Origin of the sequence: Methylobacterium sp. WL120, from assembly GCF_008039465.1 — a bacterium.
GTDB classification, from domain to species: Bacteria; Pseudomonadota; Alphaproteobacteria; order Rhizobiales; family Beijerinckiaceae; genus Methylobacterium; species Methylobacterium cerastii.
Map to the genome: position 1 here is coordinate 1 of NZ_VRUT01000112.1, position 16,252 is coordinate 16,252.

The following is a 16,252-nucleotide window of genomic DNA, read 5'->3' on the forward strand; positions in this document are numbered from 1 at the left end:
CTCCCTGGCCCGCCCGTAATAGGTCAGGATGTCCGCGTTCCGATTCCCGCCTGGCAGCATCCGGAAGTGGTAAATGTGCATGTACTCGTGTAGCAGGATCGGTCGGTCGTCGTTCGGGTCTGCAACTGCGATGGTGACGCGGTCGCCGCCGCTGTAGTGGCCGCCAACGTTGGCGCCGGTCTGCACCACCACCGGGAAGCGCCGAAGAAAGGCCATGGTGCGCGCATCGAGCCCGGTGGCCTCGACGAGGTCGACCTGGTGTTCGGCCGCTCGACGCAACTGGTCGAGCTCCGCGTTCGGGACATCCGGACCGATCTCGATCAGATAGCCACGATAGGTCTCGCTCCCATCACCGGATCGGGACGTCGCGGCCGCGACCTGTCGCGGTGCGGCGTCGACCGTGCCGCCGTGGACGGCCATCGTCCCCGCCAGGGCGAGCGCGGTCACGACATGCCAGAGCGGGGATGCCAGTTGGGCTGGAGCCATGCGTCCGTCGCCTCGTTTCGTCGGGGCCCATCCGAGGGCCTCCGTTGCGATGCCGGTGACCATCGCGGCCGGACCGATCCAGGATGTGACGAGATGCGCGTGCCGTGTAACGTTTTGTGACAGCGACCGGTTTCGCGTTGCGGCCCGGTCGGGGCGGCCTATCCTCGTGACATGCCCGACAGCATCACCATCGCCATCGTCGAGGACGACGACGACATCCGCATCCAACTCACGGGCTATCTGGAGGGCGAGGGGTTCCGCGTCGTCGGCGTCGACGGAGGCGCAGGTCTCGACCGACTTCTCGCGGCCGGACCCGCCCCGGACCTGATCGTCCTCGATTGGATGCTGCCCGGCGAGGACGGCCTCTCGATCTGCCGGCGCCTGCGTGCTGCGAGCGGGCCGCCCATCGTGATGCTGACCGCCAAGGACGAGGACATCGACCGGGTGCTCGGCCTGGAGATGGGAGCCGACGACTACGTCTCGAAGCCGTTCAACCCGCGTGTCCTGCTGGCCCGCATCCGCGCGGTCCTGCGACGGTCACAGGGGACTGGCGCCCCAACGTCCGAGGACGCCGCCGAGATGCTCGGCGTCGTCGATCTCGTCATCGACCTCGCGGCACGCCGGGTGACGGTCGGCGAGGCACGGACCGAGATCCCCCTCACCAGCGCCGAGTACGACCTGCTGCACTGCTTCGTCACCCGGCCGCAGCGGGTGCTCTCGCGCGACCAACTCCTGGACTGGACGCGCGGCCGGACGGCTGACGCCTTCGACCGCACCATCGATGTGCAGGTGAGCCGCCTGCGGCACAAGCTCGATGCCTCGGGCAGCGCCGCGGCGGCGCTGCTCAAGACGGTGCGCAACGCCGGCTACATCCTGGCGGCGCCGGTGGGACGGGCATCGTGATGGCGCAGATCAGCCTGCTTGGCCGGATCATGCTGATCCTGCTCGGCGCGCTCTCGCTGCTCGTCCTCGCCACCTTCGCGGTGGACAAATGGCAGCGGCACGAGAAGGCCTCGCCCTACGCCACGCGCTTCCCCCGCCTCGATCAGGCCGCCGGCATCATGACCCTGCTGCGGGACGCGGACCCCGCGCAACGCCCGGCGATCCTAAATGCAGTGAACGGGGAAGCCCTGAGGGCCGAGATCACGGACGCACCTCCGTCCGAGACCGGACTAATCCGCGAGCCGCGCCTCGAAGCGCGCCTGCGGCGGTTGACAGGGGACGCGAATGGCCAGGTTCGGGCCTTCACCGATGTCGACATGCTGCGCAGGGGCGTCGATCCGGCGGAAGTCGCCAACGCCGACAATCGGAAAGTGATGGGCCGTCTGGCGACCGCCACTTACGCCCTGCCCGACGGCCGGACGGTCGTCGTCTCCGCCATCGAGCGTCACCACTCGCTGATGCCGTGGCTGCTCGGCCAGCCCCTGAGCCTGTGGGTCGCGGTGCTCGGGCTCGTCGTGGCCGGCCTCGTCCTCGTCGGCGCACGTCACGAACTCGCGCCGTTGCGGCGGCTGACAGAGGCGGTCTCCCGCTTCGACGGTCGTGCCCCCGAGCCGGCCCTCGTTCCGCAAGGCGCCCCCGAGATCCGCTGTCTGTCCCAGGCCGTCCAGGCCATGCAGGAGCGCATCGTCGGCCTCATGGGCGAGCGCTCATTGCTGATCGGCGCGATCTCGCACGACCTGAAAACGTACCTGACCCGCCTGCGGCTACGCGCCGAGGGCGTGGCCGAACCGGAGCGCCGGGAGCGACTGGTCGAGGACCTCGACGCGATGACCGCCCTGCTCGACACCTCGCTCGGCTTCGCCCGCGGCACCGCCGTCGAGGTCGGCCGCGCACCCGTCGATCTCGGCGACCTCGTGGCCATCGAGGTCGCCGAGCACGCCGCGCAGGGCGTGAACATCGGCTTGACCGGCGAGGACATACCGGACGCCGTCGTCGCCGGCGACGTGGTTGCCCTGCGCAGGGTGCTCGCCAATCTCATCGGCAACGCCGTCAAATTCGGGCGCTCCTCGGTGGCGGTCGCGGTACGGCGCACGGGTCCGGATTGCGAGGTGGCGGTCGAGGACGACGGCCCCGGCATTCCCGAATCGGAGCGTTCCGCGGTGTTCAGCCCGTACTACCGGATCGAGCGCTCCCGGAACCGCGGGACCGGCGGGACGGGGCTGGGGCTGGCCATCGCCCGGCAGATCGCCGAGGCGCATGGCGGTACCGTCGTGGCCGAGGCGACCGCGCTCGGCGGCGCCCGGCTCGTCCTGACGCTGCCCGCCATCGCCTGACCACCCAGGCCGTCGTTACAAATCGTTACGCCGACGCATCCGCCCGTCACATCCGGGAAGAAGCCCGGGACGATCCTGCCCTCATCGGTCGCGGCGCCGAGCCCCGACGAGAGCAGAGGATGCAACGATGCTGAAGTATCTCGCCCCGGTCGCCTTACTGGCCGCCATCACGGTCCCGGTCACCGCCGCGCCCCTGATCCAGGATGCCGTCTCCAACGGGTCGGATGGTGCCGAGATCATCCAAGTCTACGGCGGCTGCGGACCCTACGCCCATCGCGGCCCCTACGGCGGCTGCCGAACCGGTGGTCAGGCCGGTGGCTACGTTCGTGGCGCCTCCTGCCCGGCTGGCTTCCACATCGGGCCCTACGGGCGCCGCTGCTGGCCGAACTGAGCCGTCCAAACCCTTTCCCTTTCCCCACATCCGGTCGCGTGCCGGATACTTCAGGAGCGAGACATGTTCCGCAGGATCGTCGTACCCCTTGCCCTCGCCGCGGGGCTTGTCACGGCCGGCTCGGCGGCCGAGGCCCGTGACGGCTGCGGTCCCGGCTTCCACCGTGGCTTCTACGGCTGGTGCCGTCCGAACCTCGGCTTCCGTCCGCTCGCCTACGGCCCCGTGTACCGTCGCTTCGGCCATCACGGGTGGGGCGGCCGCCGATGGCACTACAGCTACCACTACAGCTGGCATCGTCGCTTCGGTTGGCACGGCGGCGGCCATCGCTGGGGCGGGTTCCGTCATGCGGGTTCGCACCATCGCTGGTGATGCGTCTGCATAGGTCGGTCAGTGAGATATCTCTGCCGACCTGGCCGTCTCGCCGATGAAGGCCAGGAACGCCTGGACCTTGGCGGAGGTGTGCCGCCGGGTCGGGACGTAGGCGTGGAGCGGGAAGCGTTCCCCCGTCCACGCCTCCAGGAGCGGCACCAGGCGACCGTCTTCGATGTAGTCCTTGGCGTACAGCTCCAACGGCTGCGCGATGCCGAGGCCGGACAAGCAGGCCCCGAGCAGCGTCCCGGTATCGTTCACCGTCAACCGACCGCTGCCCCGGACTGCCACGCGCTCCGTGCCGCGGTGGAATTCCCAATCGAAGGGATGTCCGGTGGCGGGGTTCCTGAACTGGATGACGGTATGATCCCCGCCGTCCAGGTCCGAGGGGTGATCGGGTCGGCCATGACGGGCGATATAGTCGGGCGTCGCGCAAGTAAGCACCCGCGTCCGCAAAAGCAGCCGAGCGATCAGCGCAGACGGCTCGGGCTCGCCGAACCGGACGGCGACATCGAAGCCTTCCGCGACGAGGTCGCCCATGCGGTCCCGGACCACCACCTCGACGGAGAGGTCCGGAAATCGCTGCAGGAAATCGCCGAGCCTTCGGGCCAGCACGAAGTGCCCAAAGGCGGCATCGGTGTTGATCCGCAGTTGCCCGCGCACGGCTCGCGCCGATCCCGCGGCCCGGGTGGCGGCATCCTCCAGGCCGTCGAGCAGTGGGCGGACCTCCTCGTAGAAACGGCGGCCCTCGTCGGTCAGGGTCACGGCCCTGGCGGTGCGGTGGAACAGGCGGATGCCGAGACGCCCCTCCAGTCGGGATACCGCCCGGCTAACGCCCGATTGCGACAGGCCGAGCGCCTCGCCGGCCCGGGAAAAGGCCCCGGCCTCGACGATGGCGGCGAGGACGCCGATCCCGCTGAGCACCCGTGCATCGTAGGCCATGATGACGTTTTAGCATCCTCAAGCTGAGGAGAATGCGTTCGCCTCAACACAGCTCGGATGTCAATCCTTTGGCATCGGCGAAGTGTGGAGTGACAGTCATGTACGCGATCACGGGTATCACGGGTCAGGTTGGCGGGGCGGCTGCGAGCAGGCTTCTCGAAGTCGGTGCGCGGGTCCGCGCAATCGTCCGTGATGTTGCGAAGGGTGACCCGTGGGCGGAGCGCGGCTGCGAGGTCGCATTGGCCGAGATGACCGATGCGGACGCCCTGGCGAGCGCGTTCGCTGACGTCGATGCAGTGTTCGTCGTGATCCCGCCGATATTCGACCCGGAGCCGGGTTTTCCCGAGGTTCGAGGTGTCATCGCTGCCCTGAGCCAAGCCCTAACGCAGGCGCGGCCTCGCCGGGTGGTGTGCCTGTCCACCATCGGCGCCCAGGCTGCAGAGCCGAACCTCCTCAGCCAGCTCGGGCTGGTGGAGCGGTCGCTCGCCATGCTCCCGCTGCCGGTCGCGTTTCTCCGCGCGGCCTGGTTCATGGAGAACGCCGCGGGCGACGTCGCTTCCGCGCGCACGGGTCTGATCCCGAGCTACCTACAGCCGCTCGACAAGCCCTTGCCGATGGTCGCGGTGGCCGACATCGGTCGCGTCGCCGCCGAGATGCTTCGAGAGCGGTGGGTCGGTCGCCGCGTGGTCGAACTGGAAGGTCCGGTTCGCGTCCGTCCAAACGAGGTCGCGGCAGCCTTCGCCGCAGCGCTTGGGCATCCCGTGCGCATGGAGGCGGTCCCGCGCGCAGCATGGGAGGCCACGTTCCGGTCGGCGGGTGCCCGCAATCCCGGGCCCAGGGCGCGCATGATCGACGGCTTCAACGCCGGCTGGATCGAGTTCGAGGCCGGCCAAGCCGGTTCGACGAAGGGAGCCACCGGCATCGACGCCGTCGTCCGCCAACTCGTGGCCCGAGCCTGAACGCCAACGTCGGAAACACCCGCAAGTCGGAGGCACCATGGCACGCATCTTCATAACCGGGTCGTCGACCGGGCTGGGCCTCATGGCCGGCCAGCTGATGATCGAGCAGGGGCACGAGGTCGTGCTGCATGGGCGAGACGCGCGCCGGTCGGACACCGCCTTGAGGGAGGCATCGGGCGCCGTCGGAGTCGTGACGGGTGACCTGTCCTTGATGCGCGGGATCAGGGAGGTGGCCGAGCAGGTCAATCGCCTGGGCCGCTTCGATGCCGTGATCCACAATGCCGGTGTCGGCTACCGCGAACCCCGACGGATAGACACCGAGGACGGGCTGCCACACGTGTTCGCGGTCAATACGATGGCGCCCTACCTCCTGACCGTTCTGATTGAGCGTCCCGAGCGACTGGTCTACCTGAGTTCCGGCCTTCATCACGGCGCCGGGGCCGACCTCGACGACCTGCTCTGGAGGAGGCGTCGCTGGCAGGGGTTGGCGGCCTATGCCGAGAGCAAGCTCCACGACGTGTTGTTGGCCTTCGCAGTTGCCCGCCTATGGCCGGACGTGCTGTCGAACGCGCTGGAGCCAGGTTGGGTGGCGACACGAATGGGCGGCGCAGGCGCTTCCGACGACCTTGCCCAAGGACACCTCACGCAGGCGTGGCTCGCCACGGGCGACGACGCTCTCGCGCGCTCGACAGGCCGGTACTTTTATCATCGAGCTACACGAGAGCCCGATCCGGTGACCGCGATCGAAGCGACCCAGGACGCTCTCCTGATCGCGTGCGAGCGCGTTTCCGGCGTCACCTTCCCGCGTTGAGCACTGCGCCGAGCCAACCGGCTCGGCTCATAGAGGGATGCTCAGTGGCGGAACCTTGCTCGGTTCTTTGGCGCAGAGGCGCCTCAAAGCGTAGCCGCGATGTTTGCGCCCCGGCTATCGCGTGCGTTCCGGATCGCGGGCGAACGCGGATACGGCGTCCGCTTCCGGTATTTCTCGCCCCGAAGCAGACTTGCGGAAATCCACCCTTCGCGGACGATCAACGATTAGTACCGACCGTCAAGTTCAACTGCCAGCAGCGGCATGCGATCAATGAGGCGCCTGGGGTCGCTCTGTCCTTAGCACGAGTACGCGCCTGATGCGGCCGCCCGCATCGAACTCGATCTCGTCTTCCTCCGAAACCCCAAGCAGCTTCGACCCCAACGGGGAGTTCACCGGAAGGCGGCCATTCGCTTCGTCGTGGTGCCCATGAGCCAGCGTGAAGGTCACGGTCTTGTTGTCGTCGAGATAGCGTAACACGATGCGATCTCCCGCCTTGACCCCTCCGGCCGAATGATCGCCCTTCAGCTTTCCAGACCCCACCTGCAGATCATGATCCGCGGAGGGTTCGATGGCGCTGTCGTTAGGCGAGGCGTCATGCAGTCTGCCTACGGTATCCCCTGACCGGGCTGCCGTTAGGTGCAAGGTGTAGCCGGACTGGAGTTCGGCGGCGCCGCCGGGTTCGATACCGGCTCGTTCGAGCGTCTCGAACAGATCAAGCATGCAGCCGTCCGGATCGAGGATGAAGCTCGACGACCAGCATCTCCAGAACCGCCATCCGACACGTTCCAGGATGCGCTGACGACGCATGTCGTCCGCCCAACGCTCCGGCCCGTGGTACCTGTCACCGTCGCATTCGACAGCGAGGCGGCGTCCGTTCGCGCCCTCTACGACGAGATCTATCCGGTAGCCCAGCGCGCCGACCTGCGGGAGAACCCGGTAGCCGCGCCCGACGAGACGTCGGAGGACATCCCGCTCAAAATCGGAATCGCAGAGTGCCTCCAAATCGCCGGTACGGGCCTCGACACCTGCCATCGGGTCGCGGAAGTGCCGTATCACCCGTGCCTTGAGGTCGTCCGGCTTGAGCTCGTCCTCCTGTACGGATCGCACGAGCACCAACCGATCCCGGGCCCGGGACATCGCCACGTTGAAGCGCTGCGCGAACTGGGTGGCGGTCTGGGCTTGCTTACTGTCAGGATCGGCGATCATCGACAGGAAGACCACGTCGCGCTCGTTTCCCTGGAAGGTGGCGCTGTCGCCGCAGGCGATGCGATGGCGTCTCACGAGATCCTCGCCGAGTTCTTCCAGCAGCATCTTGTTTACGAGGGCGGCCTGCTTCGATCCGATGAGGGATACGACGCCGATCGTTCGCCAACGGTCCTGCGCCTCGATGCGAGCAAGGCTCGGGTCGTCGACGAGCTTGCGGATCTCCGCGACGATCACCTCGGCCTCGCGGGGGTTCTGCTTGTCGCCCTTACGGCGACCGTCCGGGACGTAGATGTCGATGAGCGGAGGATCGAGCCGCTCGTGCGCGGTCGGCACGCGTAGGGGCACCAGGGGTTCAGGATAGAACTCCATGGAGAACCGGATGATCGGCTCGACGCAGCGGAAATGCTCCCTCAGCATGACGAGCTTGTCCGGGAACATCACCTTCGCCAGGTCGTAGAGCGATGCCCCCGGCAGAAGCAGGGTCCTGAAGGGCTGGCCCTTGAGGAACCCGTGTTCCAGCCGGTCTATCTTGGCGTTCTCGATGAAGGCGGCGGACGGGCTCACCTGCTTGTCGTCGCCGACCACGAGGATCTTCCTGCCACGTAGCAGCGCGGGGAGTTCGCGTATGTCCGACTGTGAGGCCTCGTCCATGATCACCAGGTCGAACGAGCCGACCTCGCCGGGCAACTGCTCGGCGACACGCCACGCCGGCATGATCCAGCACGGTATCGCGGCGTAGCACTGCGCCATGGCCAGGCGAGCGTCGCGTCGATGGCGGCCGGCACCCTTGCCGGTGCCCTTGCCGGTCTTGCGCAGGGCGGTGGCGAACATCATCAGGGCCGCGCGCACCGTACCGGTCATCGAGCGACCAAGCTCGTAGAAGGTCCGCTCGCGGACGAGCCGTTCGAAGGTTTTTCGCACCTCGGCATCGAGCCGGACGCGCTCGTCGGCGAGCGTCCTCAGCCTGTCCCGGTCATCGATCCGTCTCAGGTAGGCGGCCGTCACCGCCCATTCCCAGGCCTCGCGCCAATCCCCCGGCAGCAGCGGGTCTGTCGTGTCCTGGGCCGGTTCCCTGCGAAGGCGTGAGGCCCAGACCGGCGCACCGCCTAGGCGGATGACCTCGGTGATCGATCGGACCACCTCGAAGTAGCCCCGGCCCTGACCCAGGTCGTCGATCTGGCGACGCAGGGCAGACCAGAGGGACGAGATCTGCTCTGCCCCCACCCCTTGGCGTCCGACGGCCTCAGATAGGACGTCGCGGGCGAGCTGGCCGATCTTCCCGGCTGTCTCGGGGAAAAGGTTCTGAAGCCGATCGATCTCGTTCCGCGATGCGGAGAGTTGCGCCGCAGCCGCGGCATTCCGGAAAGCCTTTTCGACGAGGTCGAGCCGTCGGCGATCCAGCCAGAGGTCGCGAACGGACCCGCCGCCCGGGACGAGATCCGCGAACGCCTCGCCGAGGACGCGCGTCGCGCGTTCGGCCCCTACGAGGATGGCATCGAGCGTTCCGACAAGCTGGCCGAGTTCGCGGGCCGTGGCGAACGGGGAAGCGCCGATCTCGTCCGCCAGCGCCCGCCAGCGGATCGCGAGGGATGCGACGGCATCCCGCCATGCCAGATGGTCTCGGACGTGCGCCCAATCCCCGGGCCCGACTGGAGGGCGCCCCTGAACCCGGATGGCGTCGACGATCGGACGCAGCGACTTTTCGCGGAATGCGAAGAACCCGAACACCGGTTCTTCCGCGGCCAGCCGGCGAACGATGCCGGCGATTTCCTGCGAGGAGGGCTCTAAGGCCTCGGGGAGCTCGACGGGAAGGCCGAGGTACCGCTCCCGTTCCAGGGCGATGGGACGGGCGTCCTCGGCGAAGCGTCTTACGAGGTCGACGATGCGGTTCTCGTCGGCCGCGAAGAGGATGTCCTCTGCCAGCGCCCGCAGCCACGGTGCATCGTCCACTAGGTCCTTGGCGCGGCGTAGGGACCCCAGTTCCGACGCCGCCTCAAGCGCCTGGGCGACGTTCTTCGGGGACATGATCCGCACCCGGATCGAGGGATCGCTCGCCGCCTCCTCGGCCAGGTGTATGGATCGGACCAGGTCATCGTGCAGCCGCGCTATGACATCGCCGTCCGGCAGATCGTGAATTGACGGCAGGGCACAGTCGATGTGTTCGAGACGGGCTCCAAGGGCTAGGCGCGCCGTGCGGAGGCCGGCCACGTCCTCGTCCCGCGGCATCGCATCGAGTGAAGCATCACCTGGACGATCCTCGAACCAATCGTGCCTCACGGCCGAGAGCGTGACCCGCCGCGCAAGTTCGGCGGGTCGCTCGTCACCGAATGCCGGGGAGAGCTGGCGGAGCGCAAACCGCTCGATCTCCGCGTCGACCTCGTTCAGCCGGCCCCGAAGTCCCACAACCGACGCTTCGAGGTCCCGGATCAACCGCGACTGCTCTGATGGCTTGATGCTCTCGACCACCGACTGAAGGAGGCGGACCGCCGCTTCCAGCTGTCTGAAGCCCTCGCGCTCGGTAGCGGTGATGCTGATGGCAAGGTCGCGCACGCCGTCGGGAAGTTGGTCACGCAACACGGCAAGGGCCGGCTCGCCATGCGAGACGACGAGGACGCGCCGACCGGTCGCCATGTAGTGGCAGATGATGTTCGAGATGGTGTGGGTCTTACCGGTCCCGGGCGGGCCCTGCACTACGATCCCGTCCGTGGCTTCGAGCCGCCGCACGATCTCCATCTGCTCGTCGTTGAACGGCTTGGGGAAGAACAAGTCGCCGACCTCGGCTGCGCCGACCGACTCGGGCGCTTGATCGACCGTCCCGCCCACCCGGTCGCTCAGGGGGCGCCAGAGGTCGTCCGACGGCTTGTCGGCAGGACCCATCACCAGCGTCCGTGCTGGCCCCGGGAGATCGTGCTCCTCCGCGGCACGTTTCACGGAGCGCTTCAGGTTCTCAATGTCCGCCAGCAGGAAGCTGTCCGACCTATTGCGTGCGAAGACCACCCAGCGGTCGGACACCGTGAGGTTCTCACCTGCACCGGGTACGGGTTCGTGGGGCGCTAGGGTCAGTCGGTCAGGTAGGTACCCGCCCTCGACGTCGAGCCGGGCTTGGCAGGATCGAAGAATCGGCTCGAAATCGTCGCGACGGTAGGGCGAGATGCCTTCGTCCGGATCGAGAACGGCGATGGCGCGTCGGGCTGCATCGTGGGCCAGCATCACACCCTCGACGCCCATGTCCTCATAGGCCCGGAGGTTCACGGCGGCCGCGGCGGCGCGCGGTCGAATGCGGATTTCGGCCCCTCCGGCATCGTCGACCTCGATCTCGATCAGACGCTCCACAAGGGGCAGATCGATCTCACGATCATCCTTTTTCCATCGCGCCAAGCCCATGCCCCAGACGAGCTCGAACGGCCGGTCCCCGCCGCCGAGCTCGGACAATTGCGCCACCTCGAAAAGGCGCTGATACAACGCCAGTGAATGACGTACCGGCCCCTCCGCCAGGGACCAGGGCAGCCACCTCTCCGTGATCCAGGCCTCCGCCGCTGCCTGAACGTCGGCCCTGTCCTCGATCCGCAGCCGGACATCCCAGAGATGGACATCCTTCTCGGGCTGAATCGGCGCCTCGGAGCAATCCTCGACCCGAGCCAACCCTGCCGAGACAAGGGCGTTCTTCTCGGCCATCGGTATGGTTTGGATCAGGAACGGGAGCAGCCGGGGCCGGCGTTCCGGATCAGGAGCGAGTTCCAGCCATTCCGCAGCCTCCTCGGGCGGAGCCGGCGCCGCACTTCGCCACAACCGCTGGACCGAAAGCCAGATCGGTCCCTCCTCGTCGACGAGGTCATGCCTGACACCGGGGAGGGCATGGAGTTCGTGTTGGTGCAGGATGAACGCTTGCCCGGTCGGGAGCCGATGCTCGCTCAGCCGCATGGCCGCCCTTTCGTCGAGCCTGACGACTTGTTCGACGTAGCCCAGCAGGTCGTGGAGCCTTCCGCTGGCGGGATCTGCCATTTCTCGATTGATCATTGCCGGGATGCGCTACCCTGGCCGCGCACCCTGGCGAAGCTTCCGCGTGGGACAGTCCGACATGGATCGAGGCGACGTCAAGCACGTGCTTCGCAACCTAAGGAGACGCCTGTCCCAAACTCATGGAGACCTGAAGCGAGCGGTTGAGCAGCATACGCGGCCACGGTCGAAACTGGAGTCAGATGCCATTCGGCTATCGACCCAACCTGGCCGCCGGGATCGTAATGAGGGCTTCCCATAAGCGGTCATTCGCCGACCCTCCGGCAACGTTGGGTCGGGATAGAAGGCAGCCATACGCTTCGCGGATGAACCCCATGCGGCTTAGTCGCGATCCACCGCGTTGGGGTGTCCCGAGCCTGGCTTGGTGACGCGCCTTCCTCGCGACGGAAAAGGCTGCACGGAGCGGTGGGGTTTGATGCGCACATTTGGGCTGGCTCTTTTGGTTCTTTCCTTATTGATCGGAGGCGGCCGCCTCTTCACCGGGGTGATCTATTCGTCGGACGAACCGGTCGCCTTCCTCGTGCTTAAGCGTGTACCTGCCACGTGGATCGAACGGCCGGAGGCCGACGACCGACCCCTCTCCGAACAAATCATCATCGATAAGGAGGAACCCAGCCTCGCCTACGGCTGGCTGTATTTGCCACTGATGCGAATGGCACTGCCCTTCGCGGCTTGCTTGGCGGGTGCGGCCGTGCTCCTGCTGGCGATCTTTAGTCGAGAAGGGAAGCGCTGTTAAGCCGAGTGTACAAGTCCGCACGGATCGTGAACGGACACTACGGAGGTGTTTGCTTCTGCTAACTCGCGCCCGGAAGCGGAGCATAGCAAATCCACCAGCGCGCACGGACGGTTAAGGCCTAAAAACGGCGCTACATTTCCTTCGATGGCTGGCATCGGCAGACTAACTCAAGCGTCGATGAAGATGAGCCTACATTCAGCCTTTGAACTCGGGCGCCATCAGGGTTAGGAGGGATTGCCGGCATAATCCTATGACCTGCGGCTCACTTGGGCTGCCGGTCGGCAAGGTTAGCAACGAGAACGGCCACGGCGAACGGGAGGGCTGGCAACCGGACCGTCAAGCTGAAGACGAGGAGAACGCGTTCCACGGTTGGGATCCCGATCACCGCTCCTCGAAGGGGCGAACTGCAACGGAGCCGCCCGGTGGGATTGGCCCGAGATGCCGGGCGATGCCGGCATAGGCCGGATCCGATGGAGCGTAGCGGATTTGACCGTCTCCCACAGCGCCTACATGCGATTCCGCACGCAGGGTCAGAACGAGGGTGCCGTCCGGGTCCTGTGTCGCCGCCCCGATGGGACCGGTACTTGTCGGCCCGGCAGATCGGGCACGCAGATCCGTCCGGACATCGGACTGGCCGGATAAGGTCGAGGGAGCACACGGCGGCAGAACGACCAAGCCGACCAGCGTGATCTTGAGCAGCGTGCGTGTCATGCCGAAGCGCCTCCCGCACGTGCGCGCCCGACGATGCCGTACAACGATCCATCAGGGCTGGTTGAGATACCGGTCGGACGCCTGCCCGCCCTCGGCCAGCGGCATCGCGATGCGTCCGCGCCGATCGATGAGCCCCCACAGACCACCGACCATGGAGGACGGTACGCGGCCGTCCGAACTGCAGCCTTGGCACACCAGGGCCTCGCCACGGGCGTTGAACGGGAAGGACCAATCGTATGCGGTGGTGAGGACACGACGCAGGCGTCGATCATAAAAGGCGACCTTGCCCGCGTGCCAGGCTCGCACGAGCCCCGATGCGAAGGGGTCCGGCCCGTTGACGTAAATGAAGACCGGCAGCGCCAGCCCGTCGAGACGCGCCCAAAGCCAGCCGACCCCGTCGACGACGATCTCGGTCAGCCCACCGTGGAAGCGCATGCGCGCGAGGTAGGCGGGGTCGATGCGGACCATCACGCCATCGCGGCGGGCACAGTGCGCGTAACGGTCGAGGTCGGCGTGGACGTTGCGGCAGGCGAGGGGAAAATTGGCCGCCTCGGCATCCCGCGCCGGGAGGGCATGAGACGCGAGCACGGCCGTCGCGATCAGGGCGGAGCGGGCGGCGGACGCCGCGCCGCTCGTCGGATGCCTCCGACGCCCGACGGGACCGGCTGCGCCCGTCGCGTCGTCAAAGGGCATGCCGGCCGCAATCGGCATCGCTTCGGTTGCGGGCATGTCGCCCATCGGCCATATCTTCACGGGCTTTCACGCAAGGATCTCGAATGCAATCGAGGCTGGACCAGTCGTCCGTCGAGGAGCTCGATCTGGCACTTCGCTTGTACCGGCGCCTGTTGTTTCGCCTCCCCACGATCCTCGTCCTGGGCTTTGCCGGTATCATCGGCGTGTCGCATCTCAGCACCTTCCTATCGCCGCCCTACGGCGTCTATTTCCTCGGGCAGGGGCTGGTGACCTGGTGGCTGTTCGGGCTCCTGGCCCTGCTGTTCGCAGAGCTCTGGTGGGAGGGCCGCCAGATCGGAAAGGCCCTGAACCATCCCGGCCTGCAGGACTCACCCATCGCCGGCCTGATGGGCGGCCTGGGCGTGATCGGGGAACGCGCTGCAGAGATGGGTATGGAACCCGGTTTCCTTCACGGCCCGCTCCGGCCTATCCGTCGACGGTGAAGCGTGCGCAGAGGGGATAAGCCCGCGTCGGTCGTCAGTTCAGGCGGTGACAGGTCGAGGTGGTCTCAGGTGTTCCGCGCATCCCGCCCGCCGGCCGGATCTCGCAGATCACGTACTTGCCGCCGCGCTCCAGGGTGAAGCTGGGACCCATTGCGGATACGATGCGGTGGCCGCCGTTGAGAAGCACGCTCATCGGCTCCTCGACCGGTACCCAGACCGTCGTGGGGCGCGGCGGGGCGGCGGGCGCCTGGGCGATGGCGGGGGCGCTCGCGAAGATCAGCAGCAGGACGGTGTGCGGAAGGGGTCGGCGCATGCGAAGTCCTATCTTTTGGTCTTGCGATGGCTACCGGATCGAAGCGCACTTCAGGCCCGTGCCGTTCAGGGCATGACCACGGCGAGGTCTCCCGCCGGCAGCCAGCCGATGACCGGAGCCTTCTCACCCCGGTAGCGTACCCGCAACCAGCCGTCCCGCCGTTCCAGCACCGCGACCGGATCGGATCGGACGAGGTAGGGCGCACGCGCCGGGGCCGGCCCGGGTTCGTGCCGGAAGGCCGTGCGCTTGGCCGTCACCAGGCCGACGCCGACCCATGCCGTCGAGGCATCGCCCGCGTTCCGGGAAAGCGCGTAGGGGGTGCCCGCCATGCTGCCCGTGGTCATCAGGCAGCCGCCGTGGTTCTCCGAGAGGGTCAGTGCGGCCCCGCCCAGGGTGAAATCGACGCGCCCAGCGATGCGTTCCGGCTCGCCCGGATACCACGTCTCGACCGTCGCTCCGTCGCCCGCGAGGGTCCCGCGCAGCAGGAAGATGCAACTGAACTGCGGGCCGCCGGGATCACCCGTCCCCCGCTGCTCGGCGAAGACGCCCGCCACCGCGCTGCCGGAGACCGCCAGGGTCAGGCCCTCGTAGGTACCGGATCGCGCGGCCGGCTCGGCCGCCGCCACTCCGCACGCGGTGAGCAGGACGGCGAGGCCCACGGCGGGCGAAACCGTTCGCGAGGTCGCGAACCGGGCCTCACCCCGCGCCATCAGAGGTTCTTCTCCAGGACCTTCACCACGGCCTCGACCCGGTCCTTGAACTCCGCGACATTGGAGAAAGGGCGCCAGTTCACGTCGAGGGTGCCGCCGTCGAACTTCAGGCCGTTGGGGTAATTCGAGGCGGGGGCGGTCTTCTCGTCGAAACGGACGCGGATCGCCTTGAGTTTCTTGGCCAAAGCCTCGCGTCCCATCGAGTCCTTGCCGATCTCCTTAAGCCCGGCGGCGAGCGGCTCAAAGATGGTTTTCTCGAAGTAGCCCTCGTCGGAATAATACTTGGCGTCGCCCGGAATCGTGAGCTGATCCCACGCGACCTCCACCGGAACGGGAAAGCCAGCCGCCTCTTGGATCGCCTTCTCCTGGGCGGGGTAGCGGTCCTGGCGGTAGGCTGCGATGGCCCGGCGCTCCGCGAGGCCGACCGTCGGCTCGGCCCTGGCCAACGGGGCGGACAGAACCACCATGAGGGTAGCGGCAAGGGCGTGACGGCGTGAGATCATTCAGCGGTTCCTCGGTCTGGTTGCGATGTTGGAGTGCTGGCCCAGTGCGACGGTTCGATGACGGCGACAGGTTCCCCTCAAGAGGCGAAACAATTCCGTCTCACGCCGACCCTCTGCTATTCCAGCCCATGTATTCGATGAAAGGCAGGGTGGGATGATCCTCAGGACGGCCTCGGCCATGCTCTTGGCCGCTCCGCTCCTCGGACTGCAGCCCGTCCGGGCCGGGCCCGATCTGCCCGCGGACGCGAAAGCCTACGTGACGCGCCGGATGGGTTGCAACCATTGGGGTGGGGAGGATGCCTACGACGCGGCGCGCGGCCGGGAGATTGGCGAGGCCCTGAGAAGCCTACGCTGCGACACGGTCGAAGCGGATGGGCGGCGCCTGCGGCGGCGCTACAGGCGGCAACCGGATGTGCTGAAAACCCTCGACCAGACTCATGAGGGGGATGGTTGAGAGCGACGACCTGGTCCCCCGAGCGGGGAGGCGGCGCGTTGCATTCGACGGTCAGGCAGAAGCATTGATTGATGGTGTGGATGGCTCCTGCTCCCGGCGTTGCGTTGGGGCATAGTCGGGATGTTGTCGCCTCAAGCTGAGGAGCCACCCATGTCCGAACTTGTTACGGTCGGTATCGACCTCGCGAAAAGCG

Annotated in this window: 16 protein-coding genes and 1 pseudogene; 9 read left to right on the forward strand and 8 right to left on the reverse strand. The window is 67.2% G+C overall.

Annotated features, from left to right (window positions below):
- Window positions 1-549: pseudogene (locus FV229_RS18750) on the reverse strand (hypothetical protein); the annotation flags it as partial.
- Between the two features lie 108 nt (window positions 550-657).
- On the opposite strand from FV229_RS18750, the gene FV229_RS18755 reads away from it, so the two are divergent.
- From FV229_RS18755 to FV229_RS18770, 4 genes are all read left to right on the forward strand, one after another.
- Window positions 658-1,389 carry a response regulator gene (locus FV229_RS18755; protein WP_147753413.1) on the forward strand — a complete coding sequence of 244 codons (732 nt, stop codon included), beginning with the start codon at window positions 658-660 and terminating at the stop codon, window positions 1,387-1,389.
- Complete coding sequence (locus FV229_RS18760) at window positions 1,389-2,762, forward strand: ATP-binding protein (RefSeq protein WP_147753414.1); 1,374 nt, start codon at window positions 1,389-1,391, stop codon at window positions 2,760-2,762. The genes FV229_RS18755 and FV229_RS18760 overlap by 1 nt, the downstream gene beginning before the upstream one ends.
- 127 nt (window positions 2,763-2,889) lie before the next feature.
- Complete coding sequence (locus tag FV229_RS18765; RefSeq protein WP_147753415.1) at window positions 2,890-3,153, forward strand: hypothetical protein; 264 nt, start codon at window positions 2,890-2,892, stop codon at window positions 3,151-3,153.
- A 63-nt stretch (window positions 3,154-3,216) separates the two neighbouring features.
- A complete protein-coding gene (locus tag FV229_RS18770) occupies window positions 3,217-3,522 on the forward strand; it encodes a hypothetical protein (protein ID WP_147753416.1) in 306 nt (101 codons plus the stop codon).
- Window positions 3,523-3,540: 18 nt separating this feature from the next.
- On the opposite strand, the gene FV229_RS18775 is transcribed toward FV229_RS18770, so the two are convergent.
- On the reverse strand, window positions 3,541-4,464 hold the full coding sequence (locus tag FV229_RS18775; protein ID WP_147753417.1) for a LysR family transcriptional regulator: 924 nt from the start codon (window positions 4,462-4,464) through the stop codon (window positions 3,541-3,543).
- 98 nt (window positions 4,465-4,562) lie between these two features.
- Here FV229_RS18775 and FV229_RS18780 point away from each other — a divergent pair, with 98 nt between their 5' ends.
- On the forward strand, window positions 4,563-5,423 hold the full coding sequence (locus FV229_RS18780; RefSeq protein ID WP_147753418.1) for an NAD(P)H-binding protein: 861 nt from the start codon (window positions 4,563-4,565) through the stop codon (window positions 5,421-5,423).
- A 37-nt stretch (window positions 5,424-5,460) separates the two neighbouring features.
- Complete coding sequence (locus tag FV229_RS18785; protein WP_147753419.1) at window positions 5,461-6,234, forward strand: SDR family NAD(P)-dependent oxidoreductase; 774 nt, start codon at window positions 5,461-5,463, stop codon at window positions 6,232-6,234.
- A gap of 267 nt (window positions 6,235-6,501) precedes the next feature.
- Here FV229_RS18785 and FV229_RS18790 read toward each other — a convergent pair whose 3' ends face one another.
- Window positions 6,502-11,442 (reverse strand): AAA domain-containing protein, encoded by a 4,941-nt coding sequence (locus FV229_RS18790; protein WP_147753420.1) that lies wholly within the window; start codon window positions 11,440-11,442, stop codon window positions 6,502-6,504.
- Between the two features lie 376 nt (window positions 11,443-11,818).
- Here FV229_RS18790 and FV229_RS18795 point away from each other — a divergent pair, with 376 nt between their 5' ends.
- On the forward strand, window positions 11,819-12,193 hold the full coding sequence (locus tag FV229_RS18795; protein ID WP_147753421.1) for a hypothetical protein: 375 nt from the start codon (window positions 11,819-11,821) through the stop codon (window positions 12,191-12,193).
- A gap of 381 nt (window positions 12,194-12,574) precedes the next feature.
- On the opposite strand, the gene FV229_RS18800 is transcribed toward FV229_RS18795, so the two are convergent.
- Window positions 12,575-12,904: a hypothetical protein gene (locus tag FV229_RS18800; RefSeq protein WP_147753422.1), complete on the reverse strand. Its 330-nt coding sequence runs from the start codon at window positions 12,902-12,904 to the stop codon at window positions 12,575-12,577.
- 51 nt (window positions 12,905-12,955) lie between these two features.
- Window positions 12,956-13,642 carry a hypothetical protein gene (locus FV229_RS18805; protein ID WP_246688248.1) on the reverse strand — a complete coding sequence of 229 codons (687 nt, stop codon included), beginning with the start codon at window positions 13,640-13,642 and terminating at the stop codon, window positions 12,956-12,958.
- A gap of 38 nt (window positions 13,643-13,680) precedes the next feature.
- On the opposite strand from FV229_RS18805, the gene FV229_RS18810 reads away from it, so the two are divergent.
- The gene (locus FV229_RS18810; protein ID WP_147753423.1) at window positions 13,681-14,079 is read left to right on the forward strand and encodes an ABC transporter ATP-binding protein; all 399 of its coding nucleotides are present in this window, start codon (window positions 13,681-13,683) and stop codon (window positions 14,077-14,079) included.
- 34 nt (window positions 14,080-14,113) lie between these two features.
- Here the strand turns inward: FV229_RS18810 and FV229_RS18815 are convergent, their stop codons facing one another.
- The 3 genes from FV229_RS18815 to FV229_RS18825 form a co-directional block, all read right to left on the reverse strand.
- On the reverse strand, window positions 14,114-14,392 hold the full coding sequence (locus tag FV229_RS18815; protein ID WP_147753424.1) for a hypothetical protein: 279 nt from the start codon (window positions 14,390-14,392) through the stop codon (window positions 14,114-14,116).
- Window positions 14,393-14,457: 65 nt separating this feature from the next.
- On the reverse strand, window positions 14,458-15,102 hold the full coding sequence (locus FV229_RS18820) for a hypothetical protein (protein ID WP_147753425.1): 645 nt from the start codon (window positions 15,100-15,102) through the stop codon (window positions 14,458-14,460).
- Window positions 15,102-15,605 (reverse strand): hypothetical protein, encoded by a 504-nt coding sequence (locus FV229_RS18825; protein WP_147753426.1) that lies wholly within the window; start codon window positions 15,603-15,605, stop codon window positions 15,102-15,104. The genes FV229_RS18820 and FV229_RS18825 overlap by 1 nt, the downstream gene beginning before the upstream one ends.
- Before the next feature lie 154 nt (window positions 15,606-15,759).
- Between FV229_RS18825 and FV229_RS18830 the strand changes: the two genes are divergently transcribed.
- Window positions 15,760-16,059: a hypothetical protein gene (locus FV229_RS18830; protein ID WP_187275195.1), complete on the forward strand. Its 300-nt coding sequence runs from the start codon at window positions 15,760-15,762 to the stop codon at window positions 16,057-16,059.
- Window positions 16,060-16,252: the final 193 nt, after the last annotated feature.

Excerpts from the sequence above, each read along its gene's own strand:
- FV229_RS18800 (WP_147753422.1), bottom strand. The coding sequence starts at position 12,904 with ATGACACGCACGCTGCTCAAGATCACGCTGGTCGGCTTGGTCGTTCTG.
- FV229_RS18805 (WP_246688248.1), bottom strand. The coding sequence starts at position 13,642 with ATGGGCGACATGCCCGCAACCGAAGCGATGCCGATTGCGGCCGGCATG.
- FV229_RS18760 (WP_147753414.1), top strand. The coding sequence starts at position 1,389 with ATGGCGCAGATCAGCCTGCTTGGCCGGATCATGCTGATCCTGCTCGGC.
- FV229_RS18765 (WP_147753415.1), top strand. The coding sequence starts at position 2,890 with ATGCTGAAGTATCTCGCCCCGGTCGCCTTACTGGCCGCCATCACGGTC.
- FV229_RS18820 (WP_147753425.1), bottom strand. The coding sequence starts at position 15,102 with ATGGCGCGGGGTGAGGCCCGGTTCGCGACCTCGCGAACGGTTTCGCCC.
- FV229_RS18830 (WP_187275195.1), top strand. The coding sequence starts at position 15,760 with ATGATCCTCAGGACGGCCTCGGCCATGCTCTTGGCCGCTCCGCTCCTC.
- FV229_RS18755 (WP_147753413.1), top strand. The coding sequence starts at position 658 with ATGCCCGACAGCATCACCATCGCCATCGTCGAGGACGACGACGACATC.
- FV229_RS18825 (WP_147753426.1), bottom strand. The coding sequence starts at position 15,605 with ATGATCTCACGCCGTCACGCCCTTGCCGCTACCCTCATGGTGGTTCTG.
- FV229_RS18785 (WP_147753419.1), top strand. The coding sequence starts at position 5,461 with ATGGCACGCATCTTCATAACCGGGTCGTCGACCGGGCTGGGCCTCATG.
- FV229_RS18770 (WP_147753416.1), top strand. The coding sequence starts at position 3,217 with ATGTTCCGCAGGATCGTCGTACCCCTTGCCCTCGCCGCGGGGCTTGTC.
- FV229_RS18815 (WP_147753424.1), bottom strand. The coding sequence starts at position 14,392 with ATGCGCCGACCCCTTCCGCACACCGTCCTGCTGCTGATCTTCGCGAGC.
- FV229_RS18775 (WP_147753417.1), bottom strand. The coding sequence starts at position 4,464 with ATGGCCTACGATGCACGGGTGCTCAGCGGGATCGGCGTCCTCGCCGCC.
- FV229_RS18810 (WP_147753423.1), top strand. The coding sequence starts at position 13,681 with ATGCAATCGAGGCTGGACCAGTCGTCCGTCGAGGAGCTCGATCTGGCA.
- FV229_RS18790 (WP_147753420.1), bottom strand. The coding sequence starts at position 11,442 with ATGGCAGATCCCGCCAGCGGAAGGCTCCACGACCTGCTGGGCTACGTC.
- FV229_RS18780 (WP_147753418.1), top strand. The coding sequence starts at position 4,563 with ATGTACGCGATCACGGGTATCACGGGTCAGGTTGGCGGGGCGGCTGCG.